This window comes from Erythrobacter aurantius (assembly GCF_023823125.1).
GTDB lineage: Bacteria > Pseudomonadota > Alphaproteobacteria > Sphingomonadales > Sphingomonadaceae > Erythrobacter > Erythrobacter aurantius.
Map to the genome: position 1 here is coordinate 2,836,162 of NZ_CP090949.1, position 22,447 is coordinate 2,858,608.

Below are 22,447 nucleotides of genomic sequence, written 5' to 3' on the forward strand. Positions count from 1 at the left end.
CCTTCAAAATCTTCTATCGTCACACGCAGGAAGCCCTGCGCATATGCTGGTTGGTCAGTGGCCGCCGGTCATGGGGGATCGCTCCCCACGAAACGCGACACGCGCGTGGCCGCCTGCCCTACCCGGATCGAAGCGCGCGACGCGTCATCGCGCCCGTCCTTCACACCCGAAACGCCCAGATGGACGACATTTTCGCGGCCCAATGCCACAGACAGCGCATCGCGGTCCAGAGGCAAGACGGTTCCGCGCAATCCCGATCCTTCGGCGTCCAGCCCGACCCGCCATGCTTGGTCAAGCTTCTTGCGCCCATCTTCGCTGCTGTCGCTTGCGTGGAGCAGCAGCGTGATCCTGCCCGAGCGGGCCTGTTCGGCGATGCGGGACGAACCCAGCACGATGTTGCCACCGCGCAGTTCCAGCCCCAGCCGATCGAGCAGATTGCGAGTCAGCGCCATTTCGATCGCTTGCGGCAAATCGTCGCTGTAGGAAAGCGAACCGCCTGCTCCGTCACCCTTGGCCGGCCCGCCCTTGAATGCGCGCATCAACGCCCGCTTGAAATGGCCATCGGCTATCGCGGTTTCAAGCGCGGCGCGATCAGGCATGATCCAAGCGCCCCGGCCCGGTGCCTTGCCAGCCGGATCGGGCAGCACTTCGCCCGCGGGCGAAATGGCCAGCCGGATCATCTGATCGCGCGGGCCAACCTCGCCCGAAAGCAGGCAGCGACGCTCGCTCCCCGAAACGGGGGAGTCCGCGTCTTCAGCGATGTCTGAACCTACGCGCTCATTGGGTGGAGTCCGCATCGGCGGCCTCCTGACTTTCCGGCGAACCGGAAGTTTCCTGAGCGGGCTCTTCGTCTTCGAACCAGTGTGCGCGGGCAGCCATGATGATCTCGTTGCCCTGCTCTTCACTGAGGCCGTATTCGCCCAGCACGCCGCCCTTGTCGCCTTCACGCTGCGAACGACGCTGCGGCGGACCGTCGGCATTGCCACGGCGACGCGGTGCTTCGCGCTTCTTGGCGATCAGTTCGTCGGTGGCCAAATCGGCCAGATCGTCGAGCGTCTTGATCCCCGCCTTGCCGAGTGTGACCAGCATCGCTTCGGTCAGGTGCGGCATTTCGGCCAGCGCGTCTTCGACGCCCAGTTCGCGACGAACCTGGCGGTGCGCTTCTTCCTGACGCTCGATCGCCTCGATCGCGCGGCTTTGAAGTTCTTCGGCGAGCTCTTCGTCAAAGCCTTCGATCGCGGCCAGTTCGGACATTTCGACATAGGCGACTTCTTCGAGCATCGCGAAGCCTTCGGCTACAAGCAGCTGCGACAGGGTTTCGTCGACGTCGAGCTCTTCCTCGAACATCTTGGAGCGTTCGGCGAATTCCTTCGAACGCTTCTCCGAAGCTTCTTCCTCGGTCATGATGTCGATCTGGTGGCCGGTCAGCTGGCTGGCCAGACGCACGTTCTGGCCGCGACGCCCGATGGCGAGCGAAAGCTGATCGTCAGGCACGACGACTTCGATGCGGCCGTCTTCCTCGTCCAGCACCACGCGCGCGACGGTTGCCGGCTGCAACGCGTTGACGACGAAGGTGGCGGTGTCTTCCGACCACGGAATGATGTCGATCTTTTCGCCCTGCAGTTCCTGCACGACAGCCTGCACGCGGCTGCCCTTCATGCCGACGCATGCGCCGACCGGGTCAATGCTCGAATCCCGGCTGATCACGCCGATCTTGGCGCGGCTGCCCGGATCGCGGGCGGCGGCCTTGATCTCGATGATGCCGTCGTAGATCTCGGGCACTTCCTGCGCGAACAGCTTCTTCATGAAGTCAGGATGCGCACGGGACAGGAAGATCTGCGGCCCACGGTTGTTGCGTTCGACCTTGGTGATCAGCGCGCGCACGCGCTCGCCGACACGGGCGGCTTCGCGCGGGATCTGCTGGTCGCGACGGATAACACCTTCGGCACGGCCAAGGTTCACGATCACATGGCCGAATTCGACCGACTTGATCACGCCGGTGATGATTTCGCCCGCGCGATCCTTGAATTCTTCGTACTGACGCTCGCGCTCGGCATCGCGGACCTTCTGGAAGATCACCTGCTTGGCCGACTGTGCGTCGATACGGCCCAGATCGACCGGCGGCAGCGGATCGACGATGAAATCGCCGACGGCAGCGCCCGGCTGAAGCTTCTCGGCCTGCTTGAGATCGACCTGCTTGAAGTAGTCGTCCACTTCCTCGACCACCTCGACCACACGCCACAGCGTCAGATCACCGGTCTGCGGGTCCAGCTTGGCGCGGATATCGTTTTCGGCACCATAGCGGTTGCGCGCCGATTTCTGGATCGCTTCTTCCATCGCTTCGATGACGATCGACTTGTCGATCATCTTTTCCGATGCAACGGCGTTCGCAATCGCGAGCAGTTCAGCCTTGTTGGCGGAAATGGCACTGGCCATCAGTCGTCTGCCTTTTCTTCTGTTTCTTCGACAATATCCTCGGCACCAGTGGTGTCGATGGGTCTGGTAGCAGCGATCAACGCGTCCGTCAGGACGAGCTTGGCGCTGTGAATTTCATCGCGGGGAAGCGTGACTTCACCCGCCTTGGCATCGGTGATCGTCACCATGCCGCCTGTGATCCCGCCCAGTTCGCCCTTGTAAGTGCGCTGGCCGTCAAATCCCTTGCGCATCACGATGCGCGCCTCGTGTCCGGCCCAGTTGGCGAAATCCTTTTCGCGGGTGAGCGGACGGTCAATGCCGGGCGACGACACTTCGAGGTGATAGGCCCCTTCGACCAGGACCTCGCCCGCTTCCTCGCGCGCATCGATCATTTCCGAAACACGGCGCGACAAGGCGGCGCATTGCTCGATGATCAATTGCCCGGTTGCCGGGTCTTCAGCCATGATCTGAAGCGCCTCGCCGCCGTCGCCGGCTTCGGATTGCATCATCTGCACGCGCACGAGCTCGAACCCCAGGGCATTTGCCTCCGGTTCGATGAGCTCGATCAGGCGCGCGATATCGGTCATGCAATCCTTTATAGCAGCTTTGAGTGACAAGGTTTATGACAATGGCCTTTGGTGCCGGCCCCCAGTGGCGCCAGCCCCTTCAAAGTCACGACGATGTCGGGATGTCAGCGCAGATAGGCGCAGCGCACGGGTTTGGCAAGCCTTCTGCGCAGCCGACGCAAAGATAGAGGGGCGGCTAGATCTTGCCTTCGACCCAGGCTTCAGCTTGGCGGCGCAGACGCGCCTCCAAATATCTTTCCAGACCCTCGGCGTATTGCCGCATGGCCAGGACTTCCGCATCGCTCAGAGGATCTTCGAATTCGAAACCGTTCGAACCGCCATTCGGGCCGATGTCGCAGCGCGTCACAAAACCGAAACTGTCGATGCCATCAACCTGCAGGATCGCTCTTGCACCAGCAGCCAGAGGTTGCTTGAGGCCGATGTGAGCGCCTGTACGCGACAAGTTGACGAGGATGCAGCGCGAAGCTCCGTCAAGGGTCAACAGTCGCGCAGGGATCGACAAACGCAAACGAGGCGCATGGCGACGACCCACGATCTGTTCGGGGTCATTGTCGATTAAAGTCGGCCCAGGGACACGGTCAAACTGCATGATCGTGCCAACTTGAACCGGAGGCACGAAAAATGGGTTCAGGCCCGGATAGGGATTAACACCGTAGTTTTAGCGGAGGCCCTTGCCTGACGTCCAGGCCATCACCGCTTCGATCATTTCTTCCTGTTCGCGTTCGGCCTGCCCTTCCTGATACTGGCGGATCCCGAAAACGAAATGATCGTCCACCGGTATGTCGAAAGACAGCGCGTTCATGCCCGTTTGCTTGCGGGTGACGACCATGAAATGATCGATCGGGCCGCAACGCAGATAGCCCTCCGCCCCCAACTTCAAAGGTTCGGGCAGCGCGATCAGCACACCGGTGCGCGACAGGTTCACGAGAATGCAGTTCTGGTTGCCGGTCACGGCCAAAAGCGTTCCGGGCAGGGACAAGGGCAGGCGCGGAGCGGCGCGTTCTGCTGTCTCGAGTCGTTGCTGTTCCATCGAACCACCTGAGCTTCTGGCGACATATTGGCCGAAGGTGGTAAAGGAATGGTAAGCTCGGGGGCAAAATTGCCGTGTTTCCAATACGCTATTGGCTCACGCCCGATCAGCCTTGCGAGCTGTAATCACTCACCTTCTTCCATCAGGCCGTGCTTCTTGATCGCGTGGCGCAGCTGGTCATAGCTCAGGCCCAGCGCCTTGGCCGTCTGGCGCTGGTTCCAACGGTGTTTCCCAAGCGCATGCTCGACAATCGCGCGTTCATGCGCGTCAACGGCGGCGCGAAGATCGTCGATCTGCTCGAAATCGACACCGGGCGGAACCGCACCGTTGGGTTGCGGCCCACCGCTGTTGTTTGCCGCGAACGGCGGTTTGCTGTCTGCTCGCCGATGATTGGGCGTCAGCGGCTTCCACGGGCTTTCGAACGGATCGAACTGGACATGGGCGACAGCCATGTCGGGATTGTCCCAGCGATAGACGGCGCGCTCCACGACATTGCGCAATTCGCGGACGTTGCCGGGCCATTCGTAATTTTCGAGCTGCTCCATCACATGCGGAGCAAATCCGGGCCAGCGGTGCCAATCGAGTTCAGCCGCCATGCGCCGCGCGAAATATTCGGCCAGAACGCCGACATCGCCTTCGCGAACGCGCAGCGGCGGCAGGGTGATCACTTCAAAGCTTAGCCGGTCGAGCAGGTCGGCGCGGAATTCTCCGCTTTCGGCTAGAGCGGGCAAATCGTCATTGGTGGCCGCGACAATCCGGACATCGACCCGGATCGGGCGCGATGATCCGATGCGCGTCACCTCGCCGTATTCGACCGCCCTCAACAGCCGTTCTTGCGCGCCCATCGACAAAGTGCCCAGTTCGTCGAGGAACAACGTGCCCCTGTCGGCTTCTTCGAACCTTCCGGCTCGCGCTTTGGTAGCACCGGTGAAGGCGCCCGCTTCGTGGCCGAACAATTCAGCTTCGATCAGGGTTTCGGGCAAGGCCGCGCAGTTCATGGTGACGAGCGGCGCGTCCCAGCGGTTGGAGAGGCGGTGAAGACGTTCGGCGATCAACTCCTTGCCGGTTCCGCGTTCGCCGATCACCAGCACGGGGCGGCTCATGGGTGCGGCGCGGCTGGCGCGTTCCACCGCGTCGAGGAAGGCGCCGGACTGGCCGATAAACTGGTTCTCGCGCTCCAACCCCGAACTCCTTTCCAGCCAAGATATAGTGAAAAATCCCAAGGGTTGGCAATAGCCGCCAAGTCGTTCATCGGATTGTCACGCATTTTGGCCGGATTTCCGCGGTTTTTCGGTTTTGGCACGGCGGTTGCAAAGTTTGGAGCAACAGTTTCAGTCACACTCTTTCGGAGGCCAAGACCATGTACAACCGCGCTTTCTTCAACACCAAGCTGGGCCAGGCTTCGCTTGCCAGCGTGTTCGCGATGACCGCGATGATCGCGCTCACCACCCAGATGACGCTGACTTCGCAGGATGCGCAGATCGCGCAGCCGCAAGGCGACAGCATCATGCTGGTTGAGCTGGCTTGAGACTTGCCTTGAGCAAGCGAGACGACATCCCCTTCGGGCCGGAGCGCACCACTCCCCCCGCGAATGCCGCCAAGGCGAGCGACGCGCTTTCCCCGACGCGCGACGGCTCTGGCGGCAGCGCTCCGGCCCAATCCTCTGCCAAAGCCGTCGCCAAGGGCGCGCTGTCGCGGCTCGATGCCGAAATCGAAGCCTTGCGCCGCAGCCCCACTCCGACGCAGAATTACGGCCGAGGCGACAAGGGTGAAGACTCGCAGCGCCAAAGCACCAACCCGTTCCTAGATGGAGTAGCCTTTATGGGCATTTTCAGCCGCACCCGTGACATCATTGCCGCGAACTTCAACGATCTGCTGGATAATGCGGACGACCCTTCGAAGATGATCCGCATGATCATCCTCGAAATGGAGGAGACGCTGGTTGAAGTCCGGGCAAGCGCGGCACGCACGATTGCCGACCAGAAGGAAATGCGCCGCCATGTCATGAAGCTCGACAAGCTTCAGGCCGACTGGGCCGACAAGGCGCAGCTCGCGCTGTCGAAAGACCGCGAAGACCTGGCCCGCGCCGCTCTGGTCGAAAAGAAGAAGGCCGGCGACATGGGCGATCAGCTCAAGCAGGAAATCGCCGTGCTCGACGACGCGTTGCGCGCCTATGAGGATGACATCGCGAAATTGCAGCACCGCCTGCGCGAAGCCCGCAGCCGCCAGACGCAGATCGCCGCCCGCCTCGAAAGCGCGGAAAACCGCGTCAAGCTGCGCACGCTGATGAGCACCGAACGCACTGACGAGGCGCTCGCCCGTTTCGACCAGCTCGAACGCCGCGTCGATTACGCCGAAGGCCGCGCCGACGCGATTTCGATCGGTGAAAAGGGCACACCTTCGCTCGCCGACGAAATCGCCGCGCTCGAAGGGCAGGACGCGATCGACGATGAACTTGCAGCAATGAAGAAAGCGCTCGGCAAGCCCGACGCGAAAGAGGGGTAAGACGCCATGGAAGAGATCATCATCATTCCCGCCGTACTCATCGGCCTGCCGTGGCTCATCCTCCACTATGTCACCAAGTGGAAGACCGCCGCGACCATCACCACCGATGACGAAGTGCTGCTCGAGGAACTCTACAACCTCGCCAAGCGGCTGGATGAACGGATGGACACGGTCGAGCGGCTCGTCGCCACCGACGATCCCGATTTCCACCCGGTCAAGCGCCTGCAGGCCGACCAGGAAACCGACAACCAGCAGCTGCGTGAACTCGAACAGCTGATCGCCGAAAAGAAAGGAACCCGCGCATGAACAGCCCCCGCACGACGCTTTACCGCGACAGCCACAATGCCAAGCTGATGGGCGTGTGTTCGGGTATCTCCGAATACACCGGAGTGGATACGTTCTGGATCCGTCTTGGCGCCATCGGCTTGACGATTTTTGCACTCGGCCCAGTAGCCATACTTGCCTATCTGATCGCCGGTTTCGTTCTCAAGAAGAAGCCGCCGCACCTCTACCGCGATACGCAGGAAGAGCAGTACTGGCAGCGCGTCCGGCAGAGCCCGAAGCGCACGGCCCGCGAAATCCGCGCGCGCTTCCGCGATATCGACCGCCGCCTTGCCGACGTTGAAACCTATTACGTCAGCAACAATCCGCGCCTGACGGCAGAAATCGAACAGCTGCGCTGAACGGCGCGAAAGTAGGAGGGACTTTTCAATGTGGGACTGGGCTTATCTGATACCGATCCTTGGCGTGTCGATCCCGATCGTCGCGATCTGGACGACCCACCAGCGCAAGCTGGCTGAAATGCAGGTCAGCACCACCGCCGACGCCACAGCCGAAAAGGCAGCGCAATACGCAGCGCAGGTCCAGCGGCTCGAAGACAGGGTGCAGGTGCTCGAACGGATCGTCACCGATCGCGGATACGACATCGCCACCCAGATCGAGGCTCTGCGCGACACCCGCAAGGTTGAAGATCCGGACAGCGGCGTGCCGCTCAACATCGCCAGAAGGGAGCAGGCGTAATGGACTGGGGCGGGCCGCAATTCATTATCGCGATCATCGCTGTATCCTATGGCGCATGGATCCTGAACAACTGGATCCGCGCCAAGCATGGCTACGCGCTGGAAGATGAATTCGGCGGTTTCACCGAGAAACCCGACACTGCCGAAGCCCAGCGGTTGAAGGCCGAAAACCGCGAACTGCACGACAAGATCGACGCAATGCAGGATCGCATGATCGTGCTCGAAAAGATCGTCACCGATCGCGGCTATTCGCTGGCCGAGGAAATCGAATCGCTCAGAGATACCCCCACACGGTCAGCCGACACCGGCGTGCCCCTCAACCTTGGAAAGAAGGAAAACCAGTCGTGAGCCCCGATGCAGCAGCCATCATCGTCCCCCATCTGCCCTGGATCATCGGCGGCGCTCTCGCCATCGGCGGGGCCGGCATCTTCGGCTGGGTTTACACCACCCGCCTGCGCATCCAGCACGGATACCCGCTGGATGGTGCATGGGGCCAGGCCCTGAAGCCTTCGACAGATCACGAAGCAAAGCAGCGCATCAGCCTTTTGACCCAGGAAAACGCCGAACTGCGGGCCGAACTGGGATCGGTGAAGGATCGCCTGATCAATGTCGAACGCATCGTCACCGACAGCGGGTTCCATCTCACATCGGAGATCGATGCTCTCCGCGACCGCGCGCTGCAACACCGCAAGGATGAAGGAACCGCGTAATGGACCCCGATTTCCTGCTTGTGGTGATCATGATCATCACCATTACCGGCATCAGCTTCATCGGGATCAACGCGATCGTGGCCAAGGTGCTCGATTACAAGCGCGAACAGCGTGCGCACCTTGCCGGTGGCAGCCCGCGATCGGGCGACATCGCCGACCGCACCGATCTGATCGAAGACCGGCTGCGGGTGCTTGAACGGCTCGCCACCGATCGCGGCGCCTTGCTGGCCGACGAGATCGAAGCGCTGCGCGACGAACGCGCAACCCGCACGAAGGAACAGGAGCACGGCTGATGAACTGGACCGTTATCGCCATCGTCGCCATCGTCGTCTGGGGTGTGGTGCAGCTTTCCAAAGCGCGCGCCGGGATCATCACCGACGAATCCGGCAATGAAAGCTATATCGGCCACCGCGATGATGCCGCCTCGCGCGCCGAGATCGAGGAAACCCGGCGCGAGATCGAACAATTGCGCGAGCGCCTGCACGTGCTCGAACGCATCGCCACCGACAACAACACCCCCGATGCCCGCGAACGCGCCCGCATCGCCGCCGAAATCGAAGCGCTGAGAGGCCCGGAAGAACCCTCTATCGGGCAATCTCTTGCATCTCCGGATAAGGAGCAGAGCCAATGATGATGGACCCCACTCTTGTTATTGCCGCCACCTGCCTTTTCGCCGTGTGCGTGGTTGCCTATGTCCTGCTGCAGGCGTGGCAGGGCTGGCTAGAACTCAAGCGGCAGGAGCTTGAGCGTGTCGGACGCAGCGGCAACGCCGAAATCGAAGGCGGCGCGGGCGTTGGCGCGGCCCGGATCGAACTGGCCGACATGAAAGAGCGGATCAAGAAGCTCGAAGCGATCGCCGCCGGGGTGGAGCTGTAGGGCGCAATCCCCAGCCCCCTTCCCTTCGGCCCGCCCTGCCCCTACATGCGCGGCCATGCGAACCCTCGATGACATCCTTGAAGAATACGAATTTCTCGAAGGCGACGAACGCTATTCGCTGCTGATCGAACTGGGCCGGGAACTGGAACCCATGCCCGATGCGCTGAAAACCGATGCCACTCTGGTGCGCGGGTGTTCGGCGGCGGTGTGGGTCTATCCCACCGAACAGAGCGCAGAGGACGAACAGCGCCTGCATTTCCTCGCCGACAGCAACGCCGCCATCACCAAGGGTATCGTCGCGCTGGTGATCGCCGCGGTTCAGGACAAGCCCGCCGGCGAAGTCGCGGCGATGGATGTGACGGGCGCGCTTGCTCCGTTCGACCTCAAGAACCAGTTGTCGAGCAATCGCACGCAGGGCGTCCCCAATATGATCGCGCTGGTGCAGGAACACGCCGCCCGGATAGCGGGGAACTGATCCCATGCGGCGGCTCTATCTTGCCGCCGGGATCCTGTTTGTCGCCTTGGGCGCGGTGGGCGCGGTGCTGCCGCTGTTGCCGACTGTCCCCTTCCTGCTGCTGGCCGCATTCTGCTTCGCACGCAGCAATCCCGAATGGGAGCGCCGCATTCTCGAACATCCCGTTTGGGGGCCGCAGGTGCGCGAATGGCACGAACGCCGCGCAATCCCGCGCCGCGCCAAAGTCGCCGCGATCGCGACGTTGGTGGCGGGCGTCGGCTTTACCTGGGTGACTTTGGGCCATCCCTGGGTGTGGATTTCGGTGACGGTGCTGGTGGTGATCGGCGGCTGGATCGCGACACGCAACGGATAGAGCGTTTTCCTACTCGCAGCCGGGCGAGCTATGATCGCACCGGCTCTTTCCAATCGTCGTCTTTCTTCCAGCGCGCCGGCAGCATCAGTCTCCGGCTTGCGGAAAGTCACACCTTGGCGTGCGCTTTCCCGCACAAGTCATTGCGTTAATTCGATTTTCGGGATGGCCGGATATTTTCAAAACACCCGTTTCGGTGTTCCATCGGACTTGGCAAATCAGGCCCCGGCGCTATCTCGCACCTTGGCCACACCGGTCTTGGCCTGTTCACGCAGCTCGGCCTTCAGCACTTGCGGATCGCGTGCGAAGACAAATCCGAAGCTGACCCCGCCTTCCTTGCCGATAGTGGCGTGATGCAGCTTGTGCGCCTGCACCAGCCGCTTGGCATAGCCTTTCTTGGGCACCCAGCGGAAATAGCGCTGATGCACCAACCCGTCGTGGATCAGCGTGTAGATCACGCCGTAGATCGACACGCCGACAGCGGCCCACCACAGCCATTCCCAATAGAGCGAGCCGAAGATGTACATGGCCGTGCAGATCAGGCCGAACACAACGGCGAACAGGTCGTTCTTCTCGAAAGTGTTGTCGTGCGGTTCGTGATGGTCGCGGTGCCAGCCCCAGCCCCAGCCGTGCATGATGTATTTGTGCGCATACCACGCCCACAGCTCCATCCCGATCACGGCGGCAAGGACGATCGCTCCCGCTTCAAGCCAGCTCATGCAACGATCCTCCCTTCCGTATCGATCAGGCCACTTTGCTCGGCAATCCCGGCGCGCTTGGCAGCGGGCAGCGCCCACCACGGCACATCGGGCCGCCGATGATGCTCAAGGTGATAGCCGAAATGGAAGCAGGTTGCGAGGCTTGCAATAGAACCAAAGCCGTTGGTGCGGGCATTGTGATCGTCCGGAAACGGCTCCCCAGGCGCATGATGATGCGGACGGTAGGTGCCGAAGTAGAACAGCTGGAGCGAAGACAGCAGCGCGGGCGCTCCGTACAGCAGCACGATCTGGACCATCGGAATGCCGAGGATCAGCCAATAGACCCCGACCACGGCATGCACGAACACCAGCGACTGCCAGCCGAAATAGCGTTTGAAGAAGGTCCAGTACCACTGCCGGAAATTCGCGGGGTGATCCTCGTCAAAATCGGGATCGCCGGGCCTGCCCGCCAGCCGGTGATGCGTATGATGGGCATCGCGCAGGACGCTCCAGCGGAAGCCCGCGTAGAGGAACAACAGCGGCGCGGCGATGGCGGCGTTGAGCCGCGGCTTTCCCGGCACCAGCGTCCCGTGCATCGCATCATGGCAGACGATAAACACGCCGACGGAAAGCCAGCACTGCACCGCCGCCATCGCGACCGCCAACGGCAGGTTCGACCATGACAGCTCGAACACGAACATGGCATAGGCATGGATGCCCAGCCAGCTTCCCGCGATCGCCGCAGCCAGCGCCAGACCGATTGCGCCCTGTACGGGCGCGGATGGAAGGATAAGCCGGTTGGCAGTCATGTCAGCAGTTACGCTCGAAGGAGGCATATGGCTGCGTATATAGGCTTGTCAGGCGGTGGCAATCGCCAGCCTGCTCAATCCTAATCGGGGAAGAAGAACTCGCGCAAGTGTTCTCCGATGCGCGCGGGGCGCAATGTCCTCGCGTCGATGCAGCACCAGCTTGACCGGACTTCGGCCAGCACGTCCTCGCCCCGGTGGATCACCGTGTGATAGAAAGCGCGCGCGCCATTGTAGCTTTCCAGCACGGTCCGCGCGATCACATCGTCTTCGAGGAAAGCGGGTTTGCGATAGGTGATCTCGTGCTTGAGCGCGACCCACGCCTTTTGCGCCACCTCCTCGGCCGGGGCGATCTTGTTCCAGTGCGCCAACACCGCATCCTGCACCCAGTTGAGGTAGCGCGCATTGTTGACATGGCCCATGAAGTCGATGTCTTCAGGGGCAACGGTAATCGGGAAGCTGAAGGGCCTTGCTGACATGAGTGTAAGTTAGCCGCAAAACTAGGCCATTTCCATCACAAAGTTGATCATGATCAACCCAAACCTTGCCAGTGTGGCGCAAGCATCGCTAATCGGACCCCCCAACCCCTAGGAAGAACGCGTCATGTCGAGCCGCCCACGCACCCTTTATGAGAAAATCTGGGACGATCACGTCGTCGAAACCCGCGATGACGGAACCGCCATCGTCTATATCGACCGGCACCTCGTCCATGAGGTGACAAGCCCGCAGGCATTCGAAGCGCTTCGACTTGCCGGCCGCAAGGTGCGTCGTCCGGAGCTCACATTGGCGGTGCCCGATCACAACCTGCCGACCACTGCCCGGCGCGATGCAGCGGGCGCTCGCATTCCGATCGACGATCCGCAAAGCGCCGCGCAGCTTGCCGCGCTCGAAAAGAACGCACCTGAATTCGGCATCCGCTACATCGGCGATGCCGACGCGGAACAGGGCATCGTCCATGTGGTCGGCCCGGAACAGGGCTTCTCCCTGCCCGGCACCACCATCGTCTGCGGGGATTCGCACACCGCCAGCCACGGCGGTCTTGGCGCTCTCGCCTTCGGGATCGGCACCAGTGAAGTCGAACACGTACTGGCAACCCAGACGCTGCTGCTCCAGCAATCGAAGTCGATGGAAGTCCGGGTCGAAGGGCAACTTGGCCCCGGCGTTACCGCGAAAGACCTGATCCTCCACATCATCGGGGTGATCGGCGCGGCTGGCGGCACCGGTCACGTAATCGAATATCGCGGCGCGGTGTTCGAAGCGATGAGCATCGAACAGCGGCTGACCGTGTGCAACATGAGCATCGAGGCAGGCGCCCGAGCAGGACTGGTCGCCCCTGATGAAACGACCTTCGCCTATCTCAAGGGTCGTCCGATGGCCCCCAAGGGCGCGGCTTGGGATCATGCGGTCGCTTACTGGAAGACGCTCCACACCGATCCGGGCGCGCAGTTCGACAAATCGGTGGTGATCGACGCGGCCGACATCGCCCCCACAGTCACCTGGGGCACCAGCCCCGAAGACGTGGTCCCGATCAGCGGTGTCGTCCCTTCGCCCGAAAGCTTTGCCGATGAATCGAAGCGAGCGGCGGCGGCCAAGAGCCTCGATTACATGGGCCTCGAGCCGGGCACGCCAATGACGCAGGTTCCGATCGAGAACGTATTCATCGGCAGTTGCACCAACAGCCGCATAGAGGACCTGAGAGCAGCCGCAGAGGTGCTCAAGGGGCGTTCAAAGGCGGATAACGTGCGCTGGGCGATTGTTGTGCCGGGGTCCGGCCTCGTGAAGCGCCAAGCCGAGGAAGAAGGGCTCGACAAGATCTTCATCGAAGCCGGTTTCGAATGGCGTGAACCGGGATGTTCGGCCTGCCTCGGAATGAACCCGGACAAGGTCCCGGCCGGAGAACGCTGCGCTTCGACCAGCAACCGCAATTTCGTCGGCCGTCAGGGGCCGGGCGCGCGCACGCATCTGGTCTCTCCCGCAATGGCGGCGGCAGCGGCGGTGACAGGCCGCCTTGCCGATGTTCGCGAGCTTGCCTGATCCACAATTTGCCGACACGCTCAGCCCCTCGCCCTTGAAACCCCCGCCACGCAGGCGCATGAGAAATCCATGACTGACAAGACCCCCGAGAAAAGCCAGAAGTCCAGCACTGCACGCAATGCCGCGATCGGCGCTGCGGCCACGATCGGTTCCGCTGCTGTCGCTGCGGCGCTGCTGTATGCAGGGAAGCGTTTCCTGAAGAAGCCCGATGACACGTCTAATGGCCCCGGCCAGTCAGGCAGTGCTCCTTCGGGCGAGCCTCCCGAAACGGATTGAGGAAACCAGACGATGGAAGCAATCTCGCGGGTCACCGGCCGCGCCATCCCGTTCGGCGCCAAGAATGTCGATACCGACATCATCATCCCGGCCAAATGGCTGAAAACGATCACCCGTGAAGGTCTGGGCGAAGGCGCTTTTGAAGCGATCCGTGCTGCGCCCGACAACGTGTTTGACGATCCCGCGTATAAGGGCTCGCCGATCCTGATAGCAGGTGACAACTTCGGCTGCGGATCGAGCCGTGAGCACGCCGCCTGGGCTTTGCTCGACCTTGGCGTGCGAGCTGTCATCGCGCCCAGTTATTCCGACATCTTTTCGGGCAACGCGGTGAAGAACGGTATCCTGCCGATCGTGCTGCCGCAGGCTGCGGTTGATCGCTTGCTGGAGGTTGCCCGCGAAGGTCACGAGATCGACATCGATCTGGAGACCCAGAGCGTTACCACCCCGTTTCAGGATCGCTTCAGCTTCGACATCGATCCGTTCCGCAAGCATTGCCTGATGGGAGGGCTTGATGAAATCGCGCTGACGCTGGAGCGGCAGGAAGCGATAACACAATACGAAAGCCGTCGCAGCGCGGCGCAAAGCTGGCTGACTGCCGGCACGCAAATTTGAGGGAGAGAACCATGAAAGCCATCCGCACGCATCAGGTCGGTGGACCCGAAACGCTGACGCTTGATGAAATCGACGCGCCTACCCCCGGAAAGGGTGAAGTGCTGGTGGCGGTGAAGGCCTGCGCGATCAATTACCCTGACACTCTGATGATCCGCGATCTCTACCAGTTCAAACCCGAACGCCCCTATTCCCCCGGCGGTGAAATCGCTGGCGTGATCGAGGCTGTTGGCGAAGGCGTCGAAGGTTTTGCCGTTGGTGATCATGTCATGGCCGGGATCGGCAATGGCGGCCTTGTCGAAAAGGCGATCGTTCCGGCCGGCCGGATGTTCCCTGTTCCCGACGGTGTGCCGTTCGAAAAGGCGGCGTCGCTGCTGATGACCTACGGCACGACAATCCACGGCCTGAAAGATCGCGGCAATATCAAGCCTGGCGATGTCGTGCTGGTGTTGGGTGCAGCAGGCGGAGTTGGCCTGTCGGCTGTGGAGCTTGCCAAGGCGTTCGGTGCCCGCGTTGTCGCTGCGGTTTCAAGCGAGGCGAAGGGCGAAGTCGCGCGCAAGGCGGGCGCTGACGAAGTCGTTATCTACCCGCGCGAGCAGATGGACAAGGACGCATCGAAAGAGCTGGCGAACCAGTTCAAGCAAGCCTGCGGACCGACCGGCGCCAACATTGTCTACGACATCGTGGGCGGCCAGTATTCCGAACCGGCCCTGCGCGCGATCGCATGGGAGGGCCGTTTCCTGGTGGTCGGCTTCCCGGCCGGGATCGCGAAGATGCCGCTCAACCTAACCCTGCTCAAGAGCTGCGACATTTGCGGCGTGTTCTGGGGCGCGTTCACCGCCCGCGAGCCCGTCAAGTTCCGTGCTCAGGTAGAAGAGCTTTTCGACCTGATGAAGGAAGGCCAGATCGATCCGCTGGTATCGGAGACCTTCCCGCTCGAACGCGCTGGCGAAGCCATCGCCAAGCTGGAAAACCGAGAGGCTGTCGGCAAGCTTGTGGTGACGATGCAATAAACTCGGGGCAATAGCGTTCAGACTGCGGCATGAAGCGCTTGCCGCTAGACGGACGCAACCCTATCTCGAATAGACGTTCTCACGGAGGGATACCCATGACAGATTTCAAGGATCGCGAACGCGCTGAAGAGGCAAAGTTCGCACTCGACGAAGAAACCGCGTTCAAGATCGCTGCACGCCGCAATCGCCTGCTGGGCGAATGGGCAGCAGGGGTCATGGGCCTGACTCCGGAGGAAACCGAAGCGTACAAGAAATCGGTCGTTCAGGCGGATTTCGAAGAAGCCGGTGACGAAGACGTGATCCGCAAGCTGCTGGGTGATCTGACCGCTGCGGAAACCAATGTTTCCGAGGCCGACATTCGCGCCAAGCTCGACGAGATGGCGGTTGAGGCCAAGCGCCAGTTCATGAGCCAGATCTGAGGGAGCACGCCCATGCCGATGGCAGGAGCCGATATCGAAGCCGCCATTCGCGGGGCGTTTCCCGACGCGATTGTGGAACTGCGCGACCTTGCAGGGGATGACAATCACTGGGCCGTAACCGTTACTTCGAGCCAGTTTGCAGGGAAAAACCGGGTGCAGCAGCACAAGATGGTTTACGCCGCCATAGGTGAGAAGATGGGCGGCGAACTTCACGCCTTGCAAGTCACAACGGTTATTCCCACGTAACCGTCAATCTCAAGACATCCCAATCAAAGGGCCGAACCATGGCTGATACCGACACCAACACCCGTATTGCGAGCCTTGTGGGCGAAAACGACGTCGTGCTGTTCATGAAAGGCACGCCGCTGTTCCCGCAGTGCGGTTTCTCGAACCTTGCGGTGAATATCCTCGATCATTGCGGCGTTGCCTATGAAAGCGTCGATGTTCTGCAGGACATGGAAATCCGCCAGGGCATCAAGGCCTATTCCGACTGGCCGACCATTCCGCAGCTGTATGTCAAAGGCGAATTCATCGGCGGAAGCGACATCATGAAAGAGATGTTCGAAGCCGGCGAGCTTCAGCAGCTGATGGAAGAAAAGCAGATCGCCCGTATCGAAAGCTGATCGCGGATTCGTCTGGGCGCCAAAGCGCACTGGACAAAAAAGAAGCCGCCTCGCTGTACCAGGCGAGGCGGCTCTTTTTGCACGGGGAGGTAAGACCCAGAGACCAGGAAGGCCCCACCTCATTTCGAAGACCACTTGCTTCGCCATTCAATATGCAGCTCCCGTGCCAAAACTGCGAAGTCCAATAATTTCAGATGGTTAGATGGTTGACGCCGATTAACCATGATCCGAAATGTAAGATATACCGACAGACATGATCGCAAGGCTTGGCAAGTCGGGGTTTGAGCGCCATCACTCGGCGTATGGGCACCGATTTCGACAAGACCGCGGGCAAATCATCCGAAGGCATTCCCGCAGCCACTATCATCATCTTTCGCAACTGCCCCGATGGCGGCGCGCCGCAGGTCTTGATGACGATCCGTTCGCGCACAATGGCTTTTGCCGGCGGGATGGCGGTGTTCCCGGGTGGCAGGGTGGACCCTTCGGACTTCGCCATGGCTGAAGCGCTTGTGGATGCGGGGACGATTACCCTCACCGCCGAAGAGGCCGCGCACCAGATTGCCGCGATCCGTGAAACGCTTGAGGAAACCGGGCTCGCGCTGGGTTTGAAAGGCAAGATCGATGCCGCAAGCGCGGCCAAGGCGCGGACCATGCTTGAAGAACGCAACGAACTTGCCCCGGTTCTCGACGCGTTCGACTGGTCGCTTGATCTTGAACAGATCACGCCTTTTGCCCGTTGGTTCCCCAAGAACGAGAACATCCCGCGGGTTTACGACACGCGCTTCTACCTCGCCAATCTGGGCACCGGCGCGGTGGATGTTTCGATCGACAATTCGGAAAACACCCATCTGTTCTGGACCAGTGCGCAAGGCGCGCTCGATGCGGCGGACCGGGGTGAGATCAAATTGATTTTCCCCACCCGCCGAAACCTTGAACGGCTCGCCCTGTTCGCCAGTTTCGACGAAGCCCGCGCTCAGGCGGAGGCGATCCCCGTGAAAACGATCGTGCCGCAAATCGACACCAGCAGCGGACAGCCCATGCTCACGATCATGGAAGATGCGGGCTATCCCATCACCGCCGAATTGCTGGAAACAGTCGCGCGGGGGTAATTGGCGAGAAGGTTGTTGGCGCGCCCTGTAGGAGTCGAACCTACGACCTCAGGATTAGAAGTCCCGTGCTCTATCCAGCTGAGCTAAGGGCGCGCGCCGTTGCCGCCAATAGCGCGCTTTGCCCGGCAATCAAATCGCGCTAGGCAAGCGTCGATGGAAAACCTCGACAAAGCCGCCGCTTTCGACACCGATCCTGATGACGGCATTCAGGCGACAAGCCATGCGCCCGTCACGTTCCGCTATTACGAATTCGTAATGGCGGCTTTTGTCGCGATCCTGCTGCTTTCGAACATCATCGGCGCGGCAAAGCTTACATTTGTCGAAGTCAGCTGGTGGCCAGAAGGCTGGTGGCCTGCGTCTGACGGCGTGTTCATTTACGGAGCGGGAATCCTGTTCTTCCCGCTCGGCTATGTTATCGGCGACGTGCTGACGGAAATCTACGGTTTCGCCCGTGCACGGCGCGTGATCTGGACCGGCTTTGCCGCGATGATCTTCCTTGCCTTCATGAGCTACGTCGTCGTCAGCCTGCCAGCGTTTGATGGCTGGGCCTGTTCGGCTAGCGGGTTTGAAGGCCAAGGTCCCCTTACCTCCACCACCGATCCCGATGGCCCCACGGGTGCAATCTGCCAGCAGACATACGAATCCGTTTTCGGCAGTACATGGCGCATTGTTGTCGCATCGATAGTCGCCTTTTGGGCGGGCGAGTTCGTCAACTCCTACGTCATGGCAAAGATGAAGGTGTGGACCCGTGGCAAGATGCTGTGGACCCGCACGATCGGCTCCACAGTGGTCGGACAGGGCGTGGATAGCCTCATCTTCTACCCCATCGCCTTTCTCGGCATCTGGACGACCGAGGCGGTGATTACCGTGATGGTGACCAACTGGCTGCTCAAGGTGCTATGGGAAGCGCTGCTGACCCCGGTGACTTACTTGGTGGTGAACCGCCTGAAGAAAGCCGAAGGCGTCGATCTGTTTGACACTGACACCGATTTCTCGCCCTTTTCGAGCAGCGAGAGCCGATCCTAGTCCGCCGCGTCAGCGTGCAAGTCCTCGTCAGGGACAATTTCGACAGTCCAATCAAGGCCGAGTTGCCCTGCCAGCAGCTTCATGTCCTTTTCGACCGGCACGCCGAACAGCGCCTCATGGCTGGTGGCGAGCCGCAAGATTAGGAATCCGTCCCTTATCACCAGGCGGCTGACCTGAAGCGACCTTCTTGACCGCGCACCAAGCCTTCTCGCCAGTCTTACTGCAAGGCCCCAGCACACAGCTTCATCGATCGCTTCCTCGCCAGCCAGAGAGCTAAGACTGTCGGTAAGATCAATCTGGTTGCCATTCGCTGCGATTGTCGCCGCCAGCATGGCGCGCTCTGCTCCGTCCACCGCGATCCAGCGTTTGTGCAAAGCCCAGTCGATGGCTTGCGGCAGGCGGATGTTCGGCTCGATCTGCATTGATGCCAGTGCCAACATCGTCGCGGCCAGACGCAGGCGCTCATTGCCATGGCGGCGCATCGGGACAGCAGCCACCGTCCAAGCCGCAATAAGCGTGGCCAGCGTCGGAGGTGCACCGCGCTGAGTGGCGAAGACCGATACACCGGCCAGCAGCGGATCCTGGGCTTTCCCGTGCGGCGGAAGTCGATCGTAAAGCAATCCTTCTCGCAAACCCCACGATGAAAACACGATCTTGCTTGGAGAAAGCTGCGCGACAAGCGCCTGCAACAGCACCGCCGCGTCGGGAAGCTTTTCGGCGCGCATGATGGAAATGCGTTTGCGGTCTTTCAAGCTTTCTGGCGTCTCAGCGATCAGCAGTTCGGTCAATTGCAGGACGTCTTCAACGCTCAATTCGAAGCCGTGCGGATCGGACAAGGGATGATCGCGCGTCTGCATGGCAAAAACTGCCATGGCGCGCCATGTTCCGCCGACAAGATAAAGCGGCTCTGGCTCAAGATTGCCGTGCTCGGATGATGACCAACCCGCTTCCCGTATGACCTTTTCCAGCCCCTTGCGCATTTGCGCGACGGGATTTTTTCCGCTGGGCGGCCGGAAGTCAGGGAGCCGCAACGCGCCGAGCGGCAAAGATACCGGATCACTTGTTTCATCCCCGGCGATATGGACCAGTTCAAGGCTGCCTCCACCAAGGTCGGCAACGCTGCCACGGGCTCCGGGAAAGGCGCCTATCACTCCGCTGGCGCTGATACGGGCCTCTTCCTCACCCGAAAGGATGCGCGGCTTGAAACCCAGCGCCTCGAGCTGCTCGACGAATTCTGGACCGTTGCTGGCTTCCCGCACAGCAGCAGTCGCGAGGGTCTCGACATCGTCAATTCCAAGATCGTCCAGCAGCAGGGCAAATCGCTCCAAACCGCGAAGCGCGAAAGCGATCGCTTCATCGGCCAGTCGCCCGTCTTTGCCGATATCGCGGCCAAGCCGCGCAGTGACCTTTTCGTTCAGGATCACCATCGGTGCCCGCATCGAGCCGCCGTAGACGACCAAGCGAACCGTGTTGGAGCCGATGTCGATAATCGCCCGCTCGGGCGTGTTACCCGCGAATGTCCCGTCGCGATCACCGCGCCTGCGCTTTGTGCTCATCCCGAACGGCCCCGCCGCAGCGAAAGCTTGGGCACGCCGCCTGCCTCAAGCGCCCCGCCCCGGCCCGAAAGCGATGGGTTCGTCATGAAGTAACGGTGGCAGTTGAACGGCTTTCCGTCTGTTTCAACCCGCGAATAGCTGCCGTCTGAATGCAGCCACCAGCTTTGTTCGGTATCGAGCATGTTGGCGAGCAGCACCTGTTGGAGGATCTGGTCATGCACGGTTCGGTTGCGGATCGGGATCAGGGCTTCGACCCGGCGATCAAGATTGCGTTCCATCAGGTCGGCCGAGGAGATGTAGACCTTGGCGTTCGGGCCCGGCATCGCCCGGCCATTGGCGAAGGCGTAAATTCGGCTGTGCTCCAGGAAGCGTCCAATGATCGATTTGACATGAATATTCTCGCTCATTCCCGGAACACCGGGGCGAAGGCAGCAAATCCCCCGCACCACCAGTTCAACGGGAACGCCCGCATTACTGGCTGCATAAAGCCGATCAATCATCCCGACATCGGTGATCTGGTTGCATTTCATCCAAATCGCGGCGGGCTTGCCCTTGGCGGCGTTGGCGATTTCGGCATCAATGCGGCGATATATCTCCTCGCGCAGGTCCAGCGGAGCGATCGAAATCATTTCCAGCCCGTGCGGTTCGACATAGCCCGTTACGAAATTCATCATCTTCGCTGCATCGCGCGCCAGCTTGTGATCGGCAGTGAAGAAGGAAAGGTCGGTGTAAATCTTGGCCGTGATCGGGTGGTAGTTGCCGGTTCCGAAATGGCAGTAAGTGCGAAACCCGTTTTCCTCGCGCCGCACCACCATCGCCACCTTGGCGTGGGTTTTCCAATCGGTGAAACCGTAGATCACCTGAACCCCGGCGCGTTCAAGCTTGGTCGCCCATTTGAGGTTCTGTTCCTCGTCAAAGCGCGCCTTCAATTCCACTACGGCAGTGACGGACTTTCCGTTCTCAGCCGCTTCGATCAGGGCATTGATCACCGCTGATTGAGAGCCGGCGCGATAAAGCGTCTGCTTGATCGCTACCACATCCGGATCGGCGGCAGCCTGTCGGATGAAATCGACCACCACTTCGAAGCTTTCGTAGGGGTGATGAATGATGATGTCTTTTTCCCGGATCGCGGAAAAGGCATCGCCATCGTGTTCACGCACCCGTTCAGGATAGCGCGGGGAATAGGCATCGAATTTCAGGTCGGGCCGATCCTCGCCAACGATTTCCGCGAGCCCGTCGATCCCGATCATTCCATCGGTCTTGATCACGGCTGCTTGGTTGATGCCGAGCTGTTCGAGCAGGATCGCCTCGGCGCGGGGATCGAAATCCTCTTCAAGCTCCAACTGGATCACCTGCCCCCGGCGGCGGCGCTGGATCGCGCTGCGGAAAGTCCGCACGAGATCTTCTGCCTCTTCCTCGATTTCGATATCGCTGTCGCGCAGAACCCGGAACAGGCCGTCGCCCTGAATTGTAAAGCCGGGAAACAGCTTCTTGGCATAACGCTGGATCAGGCTGGCAATCGAGATGTAGATTGCCTCTGTCGTCCCGCTCACTTCCGCAGGAACGCGGACAAACCGGGGCAGCGCCGATGGGATCAGGATCATTTCGATAATCTGTTCCTGATCCGCGTCGCGCGTCAGCGTGAACAGCAGGCCCATCCCTTCGTTTTGAACGAAGGGAAACGGATGCGCAGGATCAAGCGCCTGCGGCGTGATGATCGGAGAGATTTCGTCGAGGAAGAAGCTTTCCAGCCATTTGTGCGCCTCAGGCTTTACCCGACGCTCATCGGCGATGTGGATGTCGGCCACCGCCAACTGGTCACGCAATTCACGCCAGATATCCTGCTGAAGGGCGGAAAGTTCAGCCAGCTTCTCCCGGATTGCCACCAACTGCTGCGTCGGCGTGCGGCCATCAATCGCCGGCTTGTCGATCCCGCGCTGCGCCTGTCCGACAAGGCCCGCGACACGGATCATCATGAATTCATCGAGATTGCTGCCCGAAATAGAAAGGAACCGCAGCCGTTCTAACAGCGGGTATTTCGCGTTGCAGGCCTCCGCCAGAACGCGCTCATTGAACGCCAGCCATGACAGTTCACGGTTGAAATAGGCTTCCGCGCCGGGCGAAATGGCCGTCGGTGGGACGGACGGCGGGGATGCGGCCGAAACATTGGGCTGGCTGGTCTGAGTGGGACTGCTCATTGCTTTCCTGCCGGTCTTTCCTCAGGCCAAATGCGGCCCTTGATCGAAGCCCCAATGTTAGCCAGTGCAAGACGTGTAAATCACCAAAGGGCGATGTCACACGATTGTCAATTA

At 60.9% G+C, this 22,447-nt stretch carries 32 protein-coding genes and 1 tRNA gene; 21 read left to right on the top strand and 12 right to left on the bottom strand.

Features of this window, described 5'->3' with window-relative positions; translation table 11 throughout:
• Positions 1-68: 68 nt before the first annotated feature.
• The 6 genes from L1K66_RS13590 to pspF all read right to left on the bottom strand — a co-directional run bounded on the left by L1K66_RS13590 (position 69) and on the right by pspF (position 5,213).
• Complete coding sequence (locus tag L1K66_RS13590) at positions 69-797, bottom strand: DUF448 domain-containing protein (RefSeq protein WP_252258340.1); 729 nt, start codon at positions 795-797, stop codon at positions 69-71.
• Positions 778-2,436, bottom strand: coding sequence for a transcription termination factor NusA (nusA, locus tag L1K66_RS13595; protein ID WP_252258341.1), 1,659 nt, complete (start codon positions 2,434-2,436; stop codon positions 778-780). Before nusA ends, L1K66_RS13590 begins: the two co-directional genes overlap by 20 nt.
• Positions 2,436-3,002: a ribosome maturation protein RimP gene (gene rimP / locus L1K66_RS13600; RefSeq protein WP_252258342.1), complete on the bottom strand. Its 567-nt coding sequence runs from the start codon at positions 3,000-3,002 to the stop codon at positions 2,436-2,438. Before rimP ends, nusA begins: the two co-directional genes overlap by 1 nt.
• 175 nt (positions 3,003-3,177) lie before the next feature.
• On the bottom strand, positions 3,178-3,591 hold the full coding sequence (locus L1K66_RS13605; RefSeq protein WP_252258343.1) for a PilZ domain-containing protein: 414 nt from the start codon (positions 3,589-3,591) through the stop codon (positions 3,178-3,180).
• A gap of 69 nt (positions 3,592-3,660) precedes the next feature.
• Positions 3,661-4,032, bottom strand: coding sequence for a PilZ domain-containing protein (locus L1K66_RS13610; protein ID WP_252258344.1), 372 nt, complete (start codon positions 4,030-4,032; stop codon positions 3,661-3,663).
• A 125-nt stretch (positions 4,033-4,157) separates the two neighbouring features.
• Positions 4,158-5,213 carry a phage shock protein operon transcriptional activator gene (gene pspF, locus L1K66_RS13615; RefSeq protein WP_252258345.1) on the bottom strand — a complete coding sequence of 352 codons (1,056 nt, stop codon included), beginning with the start codon at positions 5,211-5,213 and terminating at the stop codon, positions 4,158-4,160.
• Positions 5,214-5,392: 179 nt separating this feature from the next.
• Between pspF and L1K66_RS13620 the strand changes: the two genes are divergently transcribed.
• The 12 genes from L1K66_RS13620 (at position 5,393) to L1K66_RS13675 (ending at position 9,969) form a co-directional block, all read left to right on the top strand.
• Positions 5,393-5,560, top strand: coding sequence for a hypothetical protein (locus L1K66_RS13620; protein WP_252258346.1), 168 nt, complete (start codon positions 5,393-5,395; stop codon positions 5,558-5,560).
• 161 nt (positions 5,561-5,721) lie between these two features.
• Entirely contained in the window at positions 5,722-6,537 is an 816-nt protein-coding gene (gene pspA, locus L1K66_RS13625) for a phage shock protein PspA (protein ID WP_034955757.1), read from the top strand.
• A gap of 6 nt (positions 6,538-6,543) precedes the next feature.
• Positions 6,544-6,843, top strand: coding sequence for an envelope stress response membrane protein PspB (gene pspB / locus L1K66_RS13630; RefSeq protein WP_034955060.1), 300 nt, complete (start codon positions 6,544-6,546; stop codon positions 6,841-6,843).
• Entirely contained in the window at positions 6,840-7,220 is a 381-nt protein-coding gene (gene pspC, locus L1K66_RS13635) for an envelope stress response membrane protein PspC (RefSeq protein ID WP_252258347.1), read from the top strand. Before pspB ends, pspC begins: the two co-directional genes overlap by 4 nt.
• Positions 7,221-7,248: 28 nt before the next feature.
• Positions 7,249-7,557 (top strand): hypothetical protein, encoded by a 309-nt coding sequence (locus tag L1K66_RS13640; RefSeq protein WP_252258348.1) that lies wholly within the window; start codon positions 7,249-7,251, stop codon positions 7,555-7,557.
• On the top strand, positions 7,557-7,904 hold the full coding sequence (locus L1K66_RS13645; protein ID WP_252258349.1) for a hypothetical protein: 348 nt from the start codon (positions 7,557-7,559) through the stop codon (positions 7,902-7,904). The genes L1K66_RS13640 and L1K66_RS13645 overlap by 1 nt, the downstream gene beginning before the upstream one ends.
• Positions 7,901-8,266 (top strand): hypothetical protein, encoded by a 366-nt coding sequence (locus L1K66_RS13650; protein ID WP_252258350.1) that lies wholly within the window; start codon positions 7,901-7,903, stop codon positions 8,264-8,266. Before L1K66_RS13645 ends, L1K66_RS13650 begins: the two co-directional genes overlap by 4 nt.
• A complete protein-coding gene (locus L1K66_RS13655; RefSeq protein ID WP_252258351.1) occupies positions 8,266-8,559 on the top strand; it encodes a hypothetical protein in 294 nt (97 codons plus the stop codon). The genes L1K66_RS13650 and L1K66_RS13655 overlap by 1 nt, the downstream gene beginning before the upstream one ends.
• Positions 8,559-8,897, top strand: a complete 339-nt coding sequence (locus L1K66_RS13660) for a hypothetical protein (RefSeq protein ID WP_252258352.1) — start codon at positions 8,559-8,561, stop codon at positions 8,895-8,897. The genes L1K66_RS13655 and L1K66_RS13660 overlap by 1 nt, the downstream gene beginning before the upstream one ends.
• On the top strand, positions 8,897-9,142 hold the full coding sequence (locus L1K66_RS13665) for a hypothetical protein (RefSeq protein WP_034955758.1): 246 nt from the start codon (positions 8,897-8,899) through the stop codon (positions 9,140-9,142). The genes L1K66_RS13660 and L1K66_RS13665 overlap by 1 nt, the downstream gene beginning before the upstream one ends.
• A gap of 55 nt (positions 9,143-9,197) precedes the next feature.
• Positions 9,198-9,617 carry a SufE family protein gene (locus tag L1K66_RS13670; protein ID WP_252258353.1) on the top strand — a complete coding sequence of 140 codons (420 nt, stop codon included), beginning with the start codon at positions 9,198-9,200 and terminating at the stop codon, positions 9,615-9,617.
• Positions 9,618-9,621: 4 nt separating this feature from the next.
• The gene (locus tag L1K66_RS13675) at positions 9,622-9,969 is read left to right on the top strand and encodes a YbaN family protein (RefSeq protein WP_252258354.1); all 348 of its coding nucleotides are present in this window, start codon (positions 9,622-9,624) and stop codon (positions 9,967-9,969) included.
• A 215-nt stretch (positions 9,970-10,184) separates the two neighbouring features.
• Here the strand turns inward: L1K66_RS13675 and L1K66_RS13680 are convergent, their stop codons facing one another.
• The 3 genes from L1K66_RS13680 to L1K66_RS13690 form a co-directional block, all read right to left on the bottom strand.
• The gene (locus L1K66_RS13680; protein ID WP_252258355.1) at positions 10,185-10,685 is read right to left on the bottom strand and encodes a sterol desaturase family protein; all 501 of its coding nucleotides are present in this window, start codon (positions 10,683-10,685) and stop codon (positions 10,185-10,187) included.
• Positions 10,682-11,473 carry a fatty acid desaturase gene (locus L1K66_RS13685; protein WP_252258356.1) on the bottom strand — a complete coding sequence of 264 codons (792 nt, stop codon included), beginning with the start codon at positions 11,471-11,473 and terminating at the stop codon, positions 10,682-10,684. The genes L1K66_RS13680 and L1K66_RS13685 overlap by 4 nt, the downstream gene beginning before the upstream one ends.
• A gap of 80 nt (positions 11,474-11,553) precedes the next feature.
• Positions 11,554-11,949, bottom strand: a complete 396-nt coding sequence (locus L1K66_RS13690) for an acyl-CoA thioesterase (RefSeq protein WP_252258357.1) — start codon at positions 11,947-11,949, stop codon at positions 11,554-11,556.
• Between the two features lie 124 nt (positions 11,950-12,073).
• On the opposite strand from L1K66_RS13690, the gene leuC reads away from it, so the two are divergent.
• From leuC to L1K66_RS13730, 8 genes are all read left to right on the top strand, one after another.
• Complete coding sequence (gene leuC, locus L1K66_RS13695; RefSeq protein ID WP_252258358.1) at positions 12,074-13,504, top strand: 3-isopropylmalate dehydratase large subunit; 1,431 nt, start codon at positions 12,074-12,076, stop codon at positions 13,502-13,504.
• Between the two features lie 69 nt (positions 13,505-13,573).
• Positions 13,574-13,780 carry an isopropylmalate isomerase gene (locus tag L1K66_RS13700; RefSeq protein ID WP_252258359.1) on the top strand — a complete coding sequence of 69 codons (207 nt, stop codon included), beginning with the start codon at positions 13,574-13,576 and terminating at the stop codon, positions 13,778-13,780.
• Between the two features lie 12 nt (positions 13,781-13,792).
• A complete protein-coding gene (leuD, locus tag L1K66_RS13705; protein WP_252258360.1) occupies positions 13,793-14,392 on the top strand; it encodes a 3-isopropylmalate dehydratase small subunit in 600 nt (199 codons plus the stop codon).
• A gap of 11 nt (positions 14,393-14,403) precedes the next feature.
• The gene (locus L1K66_RS13710) at positions 14,404-15,402 is read left to right on the top strand and encodes an NADPH:quinone oxidoreductase family protein (RefSeq protein ID WP_252258361.1); all 999 of its coding nucleotides are present in this window, start codon (positions 14,404-14,406) and stop codon (positions 15,400-15,402) included.
• Between the two features lie 95 nt (positions 15,403-15,497).
• Positions 15,498-15,821: a DUF1476 domain-containing protein gene (locus L1K66_RS13715; protein WP_252258362.1), complete on the top strand. Its 324-nt coding sequence runs from the start codon at positions 15,498-15,500 to the stop codon at positions 15,819-15,821.
• Positions 15,822-15,833: 12 nt separating this feature from the next.
• Positions 15,834-16,067 carry a BolA/IbaG family iron-sulfur metabolism protein gene (locus L1K66_RS13720; protein WP_034955079.1) on the top strand — a complete coding sequence of 78 codons (234 nt, stop codon included), beginning with the start codon at positions 15,834-15,836 and terminating at the stop codon, positions 16,065-16,067.
• 38 nt (positions 16,068-16,105) lie between these two features.
• The gene (gene grxD, locus L1K66_RS13725; protein WP_252258363.1) at positions 16,106-16,444 is read left to right on the top strand and encodes a Grx4 family monothiol glutaredoxin; all 339 of its coding nucleotides are present in this window, start codon (positions 16,106-16,108) and stop codon (positions 16,442-16,444) included.
• A 302-nt stretch (positions 16,445-16,746) separates the two neighbouring features.
• A complete protein-coding gene (locus L1K66_RS13730; RefSeq protein WP_252260517.1) occupies positions 16,747-17,553 on the top strand; it encodes an NUDIX hydrolase in 807 nt (268 codons plus the stop codon).
• Between the two features lie 16 nt (positions 17,554-17,569).
• Here the strand turns inward: L1K66_RS13730 and L1K66_RS13735 are convergent.
• A tRNA-Arg gene (locus L1K66_RS13735) sits at positions 17,570-17,646 on the bottom strand.
• A gap of 60 nt (positions 17,647-17,706) precedes the next feature.
• Here L1K66_RS13735 and L1K66_RS13740 point away from each other — a divergent pair.
• The gene (locus L1K66_RS13740) at positions 17,707-18,579 is read left to right on the top strand and encodes a queuosine precursor transporter (protein ID WP_252258364.1); all 873 of its coding nucleotides are present in this window, start codon (positions 17,707-17,709) and stop codon (positions 18,577-18,579) included.
• Here the strand turns inward: L1K66_RS13740 and L1K66_RS13745 are convergent.
• Together L1K66_RS13745 and L1K66_RS13750 are read right to left on the bottom strand one after the other, a co-directional pair.
• Positions 18,576-20,135 carry a Ppx/GppA family phosphatase gene (locus L1K66_RS13745; protein WP_252258365.1) on the bottom strand — a complete coding sequence of 520 codons (1,560 nt, stop codon included), beginning with the start codon at positions 20,133-20,135 and terminating at the stop codon, positions 18,576-18,578. The two genes, L1K66_RS13740 and L1K66_RS13745, sit on opposite strands and share 4 nt — an antisense overlap.
• On the bottom strand, positions 20,132-22,333 hold the full coding sequence (locus L1K66_RS13750; protein WP_252258366.1) for an RNA degradosome polyphosphate kinase: 2,202 nt from the start codon (positions 22,331-22,333) through the stop codon (positions 20,132-20,134). The genes L1K66_RS13745 and L1K66_RS13750 overlap by 4 nt, the downstream gene beginning before the upstream one ends.
• Positions 22,334-22,447: the final 114 nt, after the last annotated feature.

Coding starts and splice junctions, on each gene's coding strand:
- L1K66_RS13590 (WP_252258340.1), bottom strand. CDS start 797: ATGCGGACTCCACCCAATGAGCGCGTAGGTTCAGACATCGCTGAAGAC.
- nusA (WP_252258341.1), bottom strand. CDS start 2,436: ATGGCCAGTGCCATTTCCGCCAACAAGGCTGAACTGCTCGCGATTGCG.
- rimP (WP_252258342.1), bottom strand. CDS start 3,002: ATGACCGATATCGCGCGCCTGATCGAGCTCATCGAACCGGAGGCAAAT.
- L1K66_RS13605 (WP_252258343.1), bottom strand. CDS start 3,591: ATGCAGTTTGACCGTGTCCCTGGGCCGACTTTAATCGACAATGACCCC.
- L1K66_RS13610 (WP_252258344.1), bottom strand. CDS start 4,032: ATGGAACAGCAACGACTCGAGACAGCAGAACGCGCCGCTCCGCGCCTG.
- L1K66_RS13620 (WP_252258346.1), top strand. CDS start 5,393: ATGTACAACCGCGCTTTCTTCAACACCAAGCTGGGCCAGGCTTCGCTT.
- pspB (WP_034955060.1), top strand. CDS start 6,544: ATGGAAGAGATCATCATCATTCCCGCCGTACTCATCGGCCTGCCGTGG.
- pspC (WP_252258347.1), top strand. CDS start 6,840: ATGAACAGCCCCCGCACGACGCTTTACCGCGACAGCCACAATGCCAAG.
- L1K66_RS13640 (WP_252258348.1), top strand. CDS start 7,249: ATGTGGGACTGGGCTTATCTGATACCGATCCTTGGCGTGTCGATCCCG.
- L1K66_RS13645 (WP_252258349.1), top strand. CDS start 7,557: ATGGACTGGGGCGGGCCGCAATTCATTATCGCGATCATCGCTGTATCC.
- L1K66_RS13655 (WP_252258351.1), top strand. CDS start 8,266: ATGGACCCCGATTTCCTGCTTGTGGTGATCATGATCATCACCATTACC.
- L1K66_RS13660 (WP_252258352.1), top strand. CDS start 8,559: ATGAACTGGACCGTTATCGCCATCGTCGCCATCGTCGTCTGGGGTGTG.
- L1K66_RS13665 (WP_034955758.1), top strand. CDS start 8,897: ATGATGGACCCCACTCTTGTTATTGCCGCCACCTGCCTTTTCGCCGTG.
- L1K66_RS13670 (WP_252258353.1), top strand. CDS start 9,198: ATGCGAACCCTCGATGACATCCTTGAAGAATACGAATTTCTCGAAGGC.
- L1K66_RS13675 (WP_252258354.1), top strand. CDS start 9,622: ATGCGGCGGCTCTATCTTGCCGCCGGGATCCTGTTTGTCGCCTTGGGC.
- L1K66_RS13680 (WP_252258355.1), bottom strand. CDS start 10,685: ATGAGCTGGCTTGAAGCGGGAGCGATCGTCCTTGCCGCCGTGATCGGG.
- L1K66_RS13685 (WP_252258356.1), bottom strand. CDS start 11,473: ATGACTGCCAACCGGCTTATCCTTCCATCCGCGCCCGTACAGGGCGCA.
- L1K66_RS13690 (WP_252258357.1), bottom strand. CDS start 11,949: ATGTCAGCAAGGCCCTTCAGCTTCCCGATTACCGTTGCCCCTGAAGAC.
- leuC (WP_252258358.1), top strand. CDS start 12,074: ATGTCGAGCCGCCCACGCACCCTTTATGAGAAAATCTGGGACGATCAC.
- L1K66_RS13700 (WP_252258359.1), top strand. CDS start 13,574: ATGACTGACAAGACCCCCGAGAAAAGCCAGAAGTCCAGCACTGCACGC.
- leuD (WP_252258360.1), top strand. CDS start 13,793: ATGGAAGCAATCTCGCGGGTCACCGGCCGCGCCATCCCGTTCGGCGCC.
- L1K66_RS13710 (WP_252258361.1), top strand. CDS start 14,404: ATGAAAGCCATCCGCACGCATCAGGTCGGTGGACCCGAAACGCTGACG.
- L1K66_RS13715 (WP_252258362.1), top strand. CDS start 15,498: ATGACAGATTTCAAGGATCGCGAACGCGCTGAAGAGGCAAAGTTCGCA.
- L1K66_RS13720 (WP_034955079.1), top strand. CDS start 15,834: ATGCCGATGGCAGGAGCCGATATCGAAGCCGCCATTCGCGGGGCGTTT.
- grxD (WP_252258363.1), top strand. CDS start 16,106: ATGGCTGATACCGACACCAACACCCGTATTGCGAGCCTTGTGGGCGAA.
- L1K66_RS13730 (WP_252260517.1), top strand. CDS start 16,747: ATGGGCACCGATTTCGACAAGACCGCGGGCAAATCATCCGAAGGCATT.
- L1K66_RS13740 (WP_252258364.1), top strand. CDS start 17,707: ATGGAAAACCTCGACAAAGCCGCCGCTTTCGACACCGATCCTGATGAC.
- L1K66_RS13745 (WP_252258365.1), bottom strand. CDS start 20,135: ATGAGCACAAAGCGCAGGCGCGGTGATCGCGACGGGACATTCGCGGGT.
- L1K66_RS13750 (WP_252258366.1), bottom strand. CDS start 22,333: ATGAGCAGTCCCACTCAGACCAGCCAGCCCAATGTTTCGGCCGCATCC.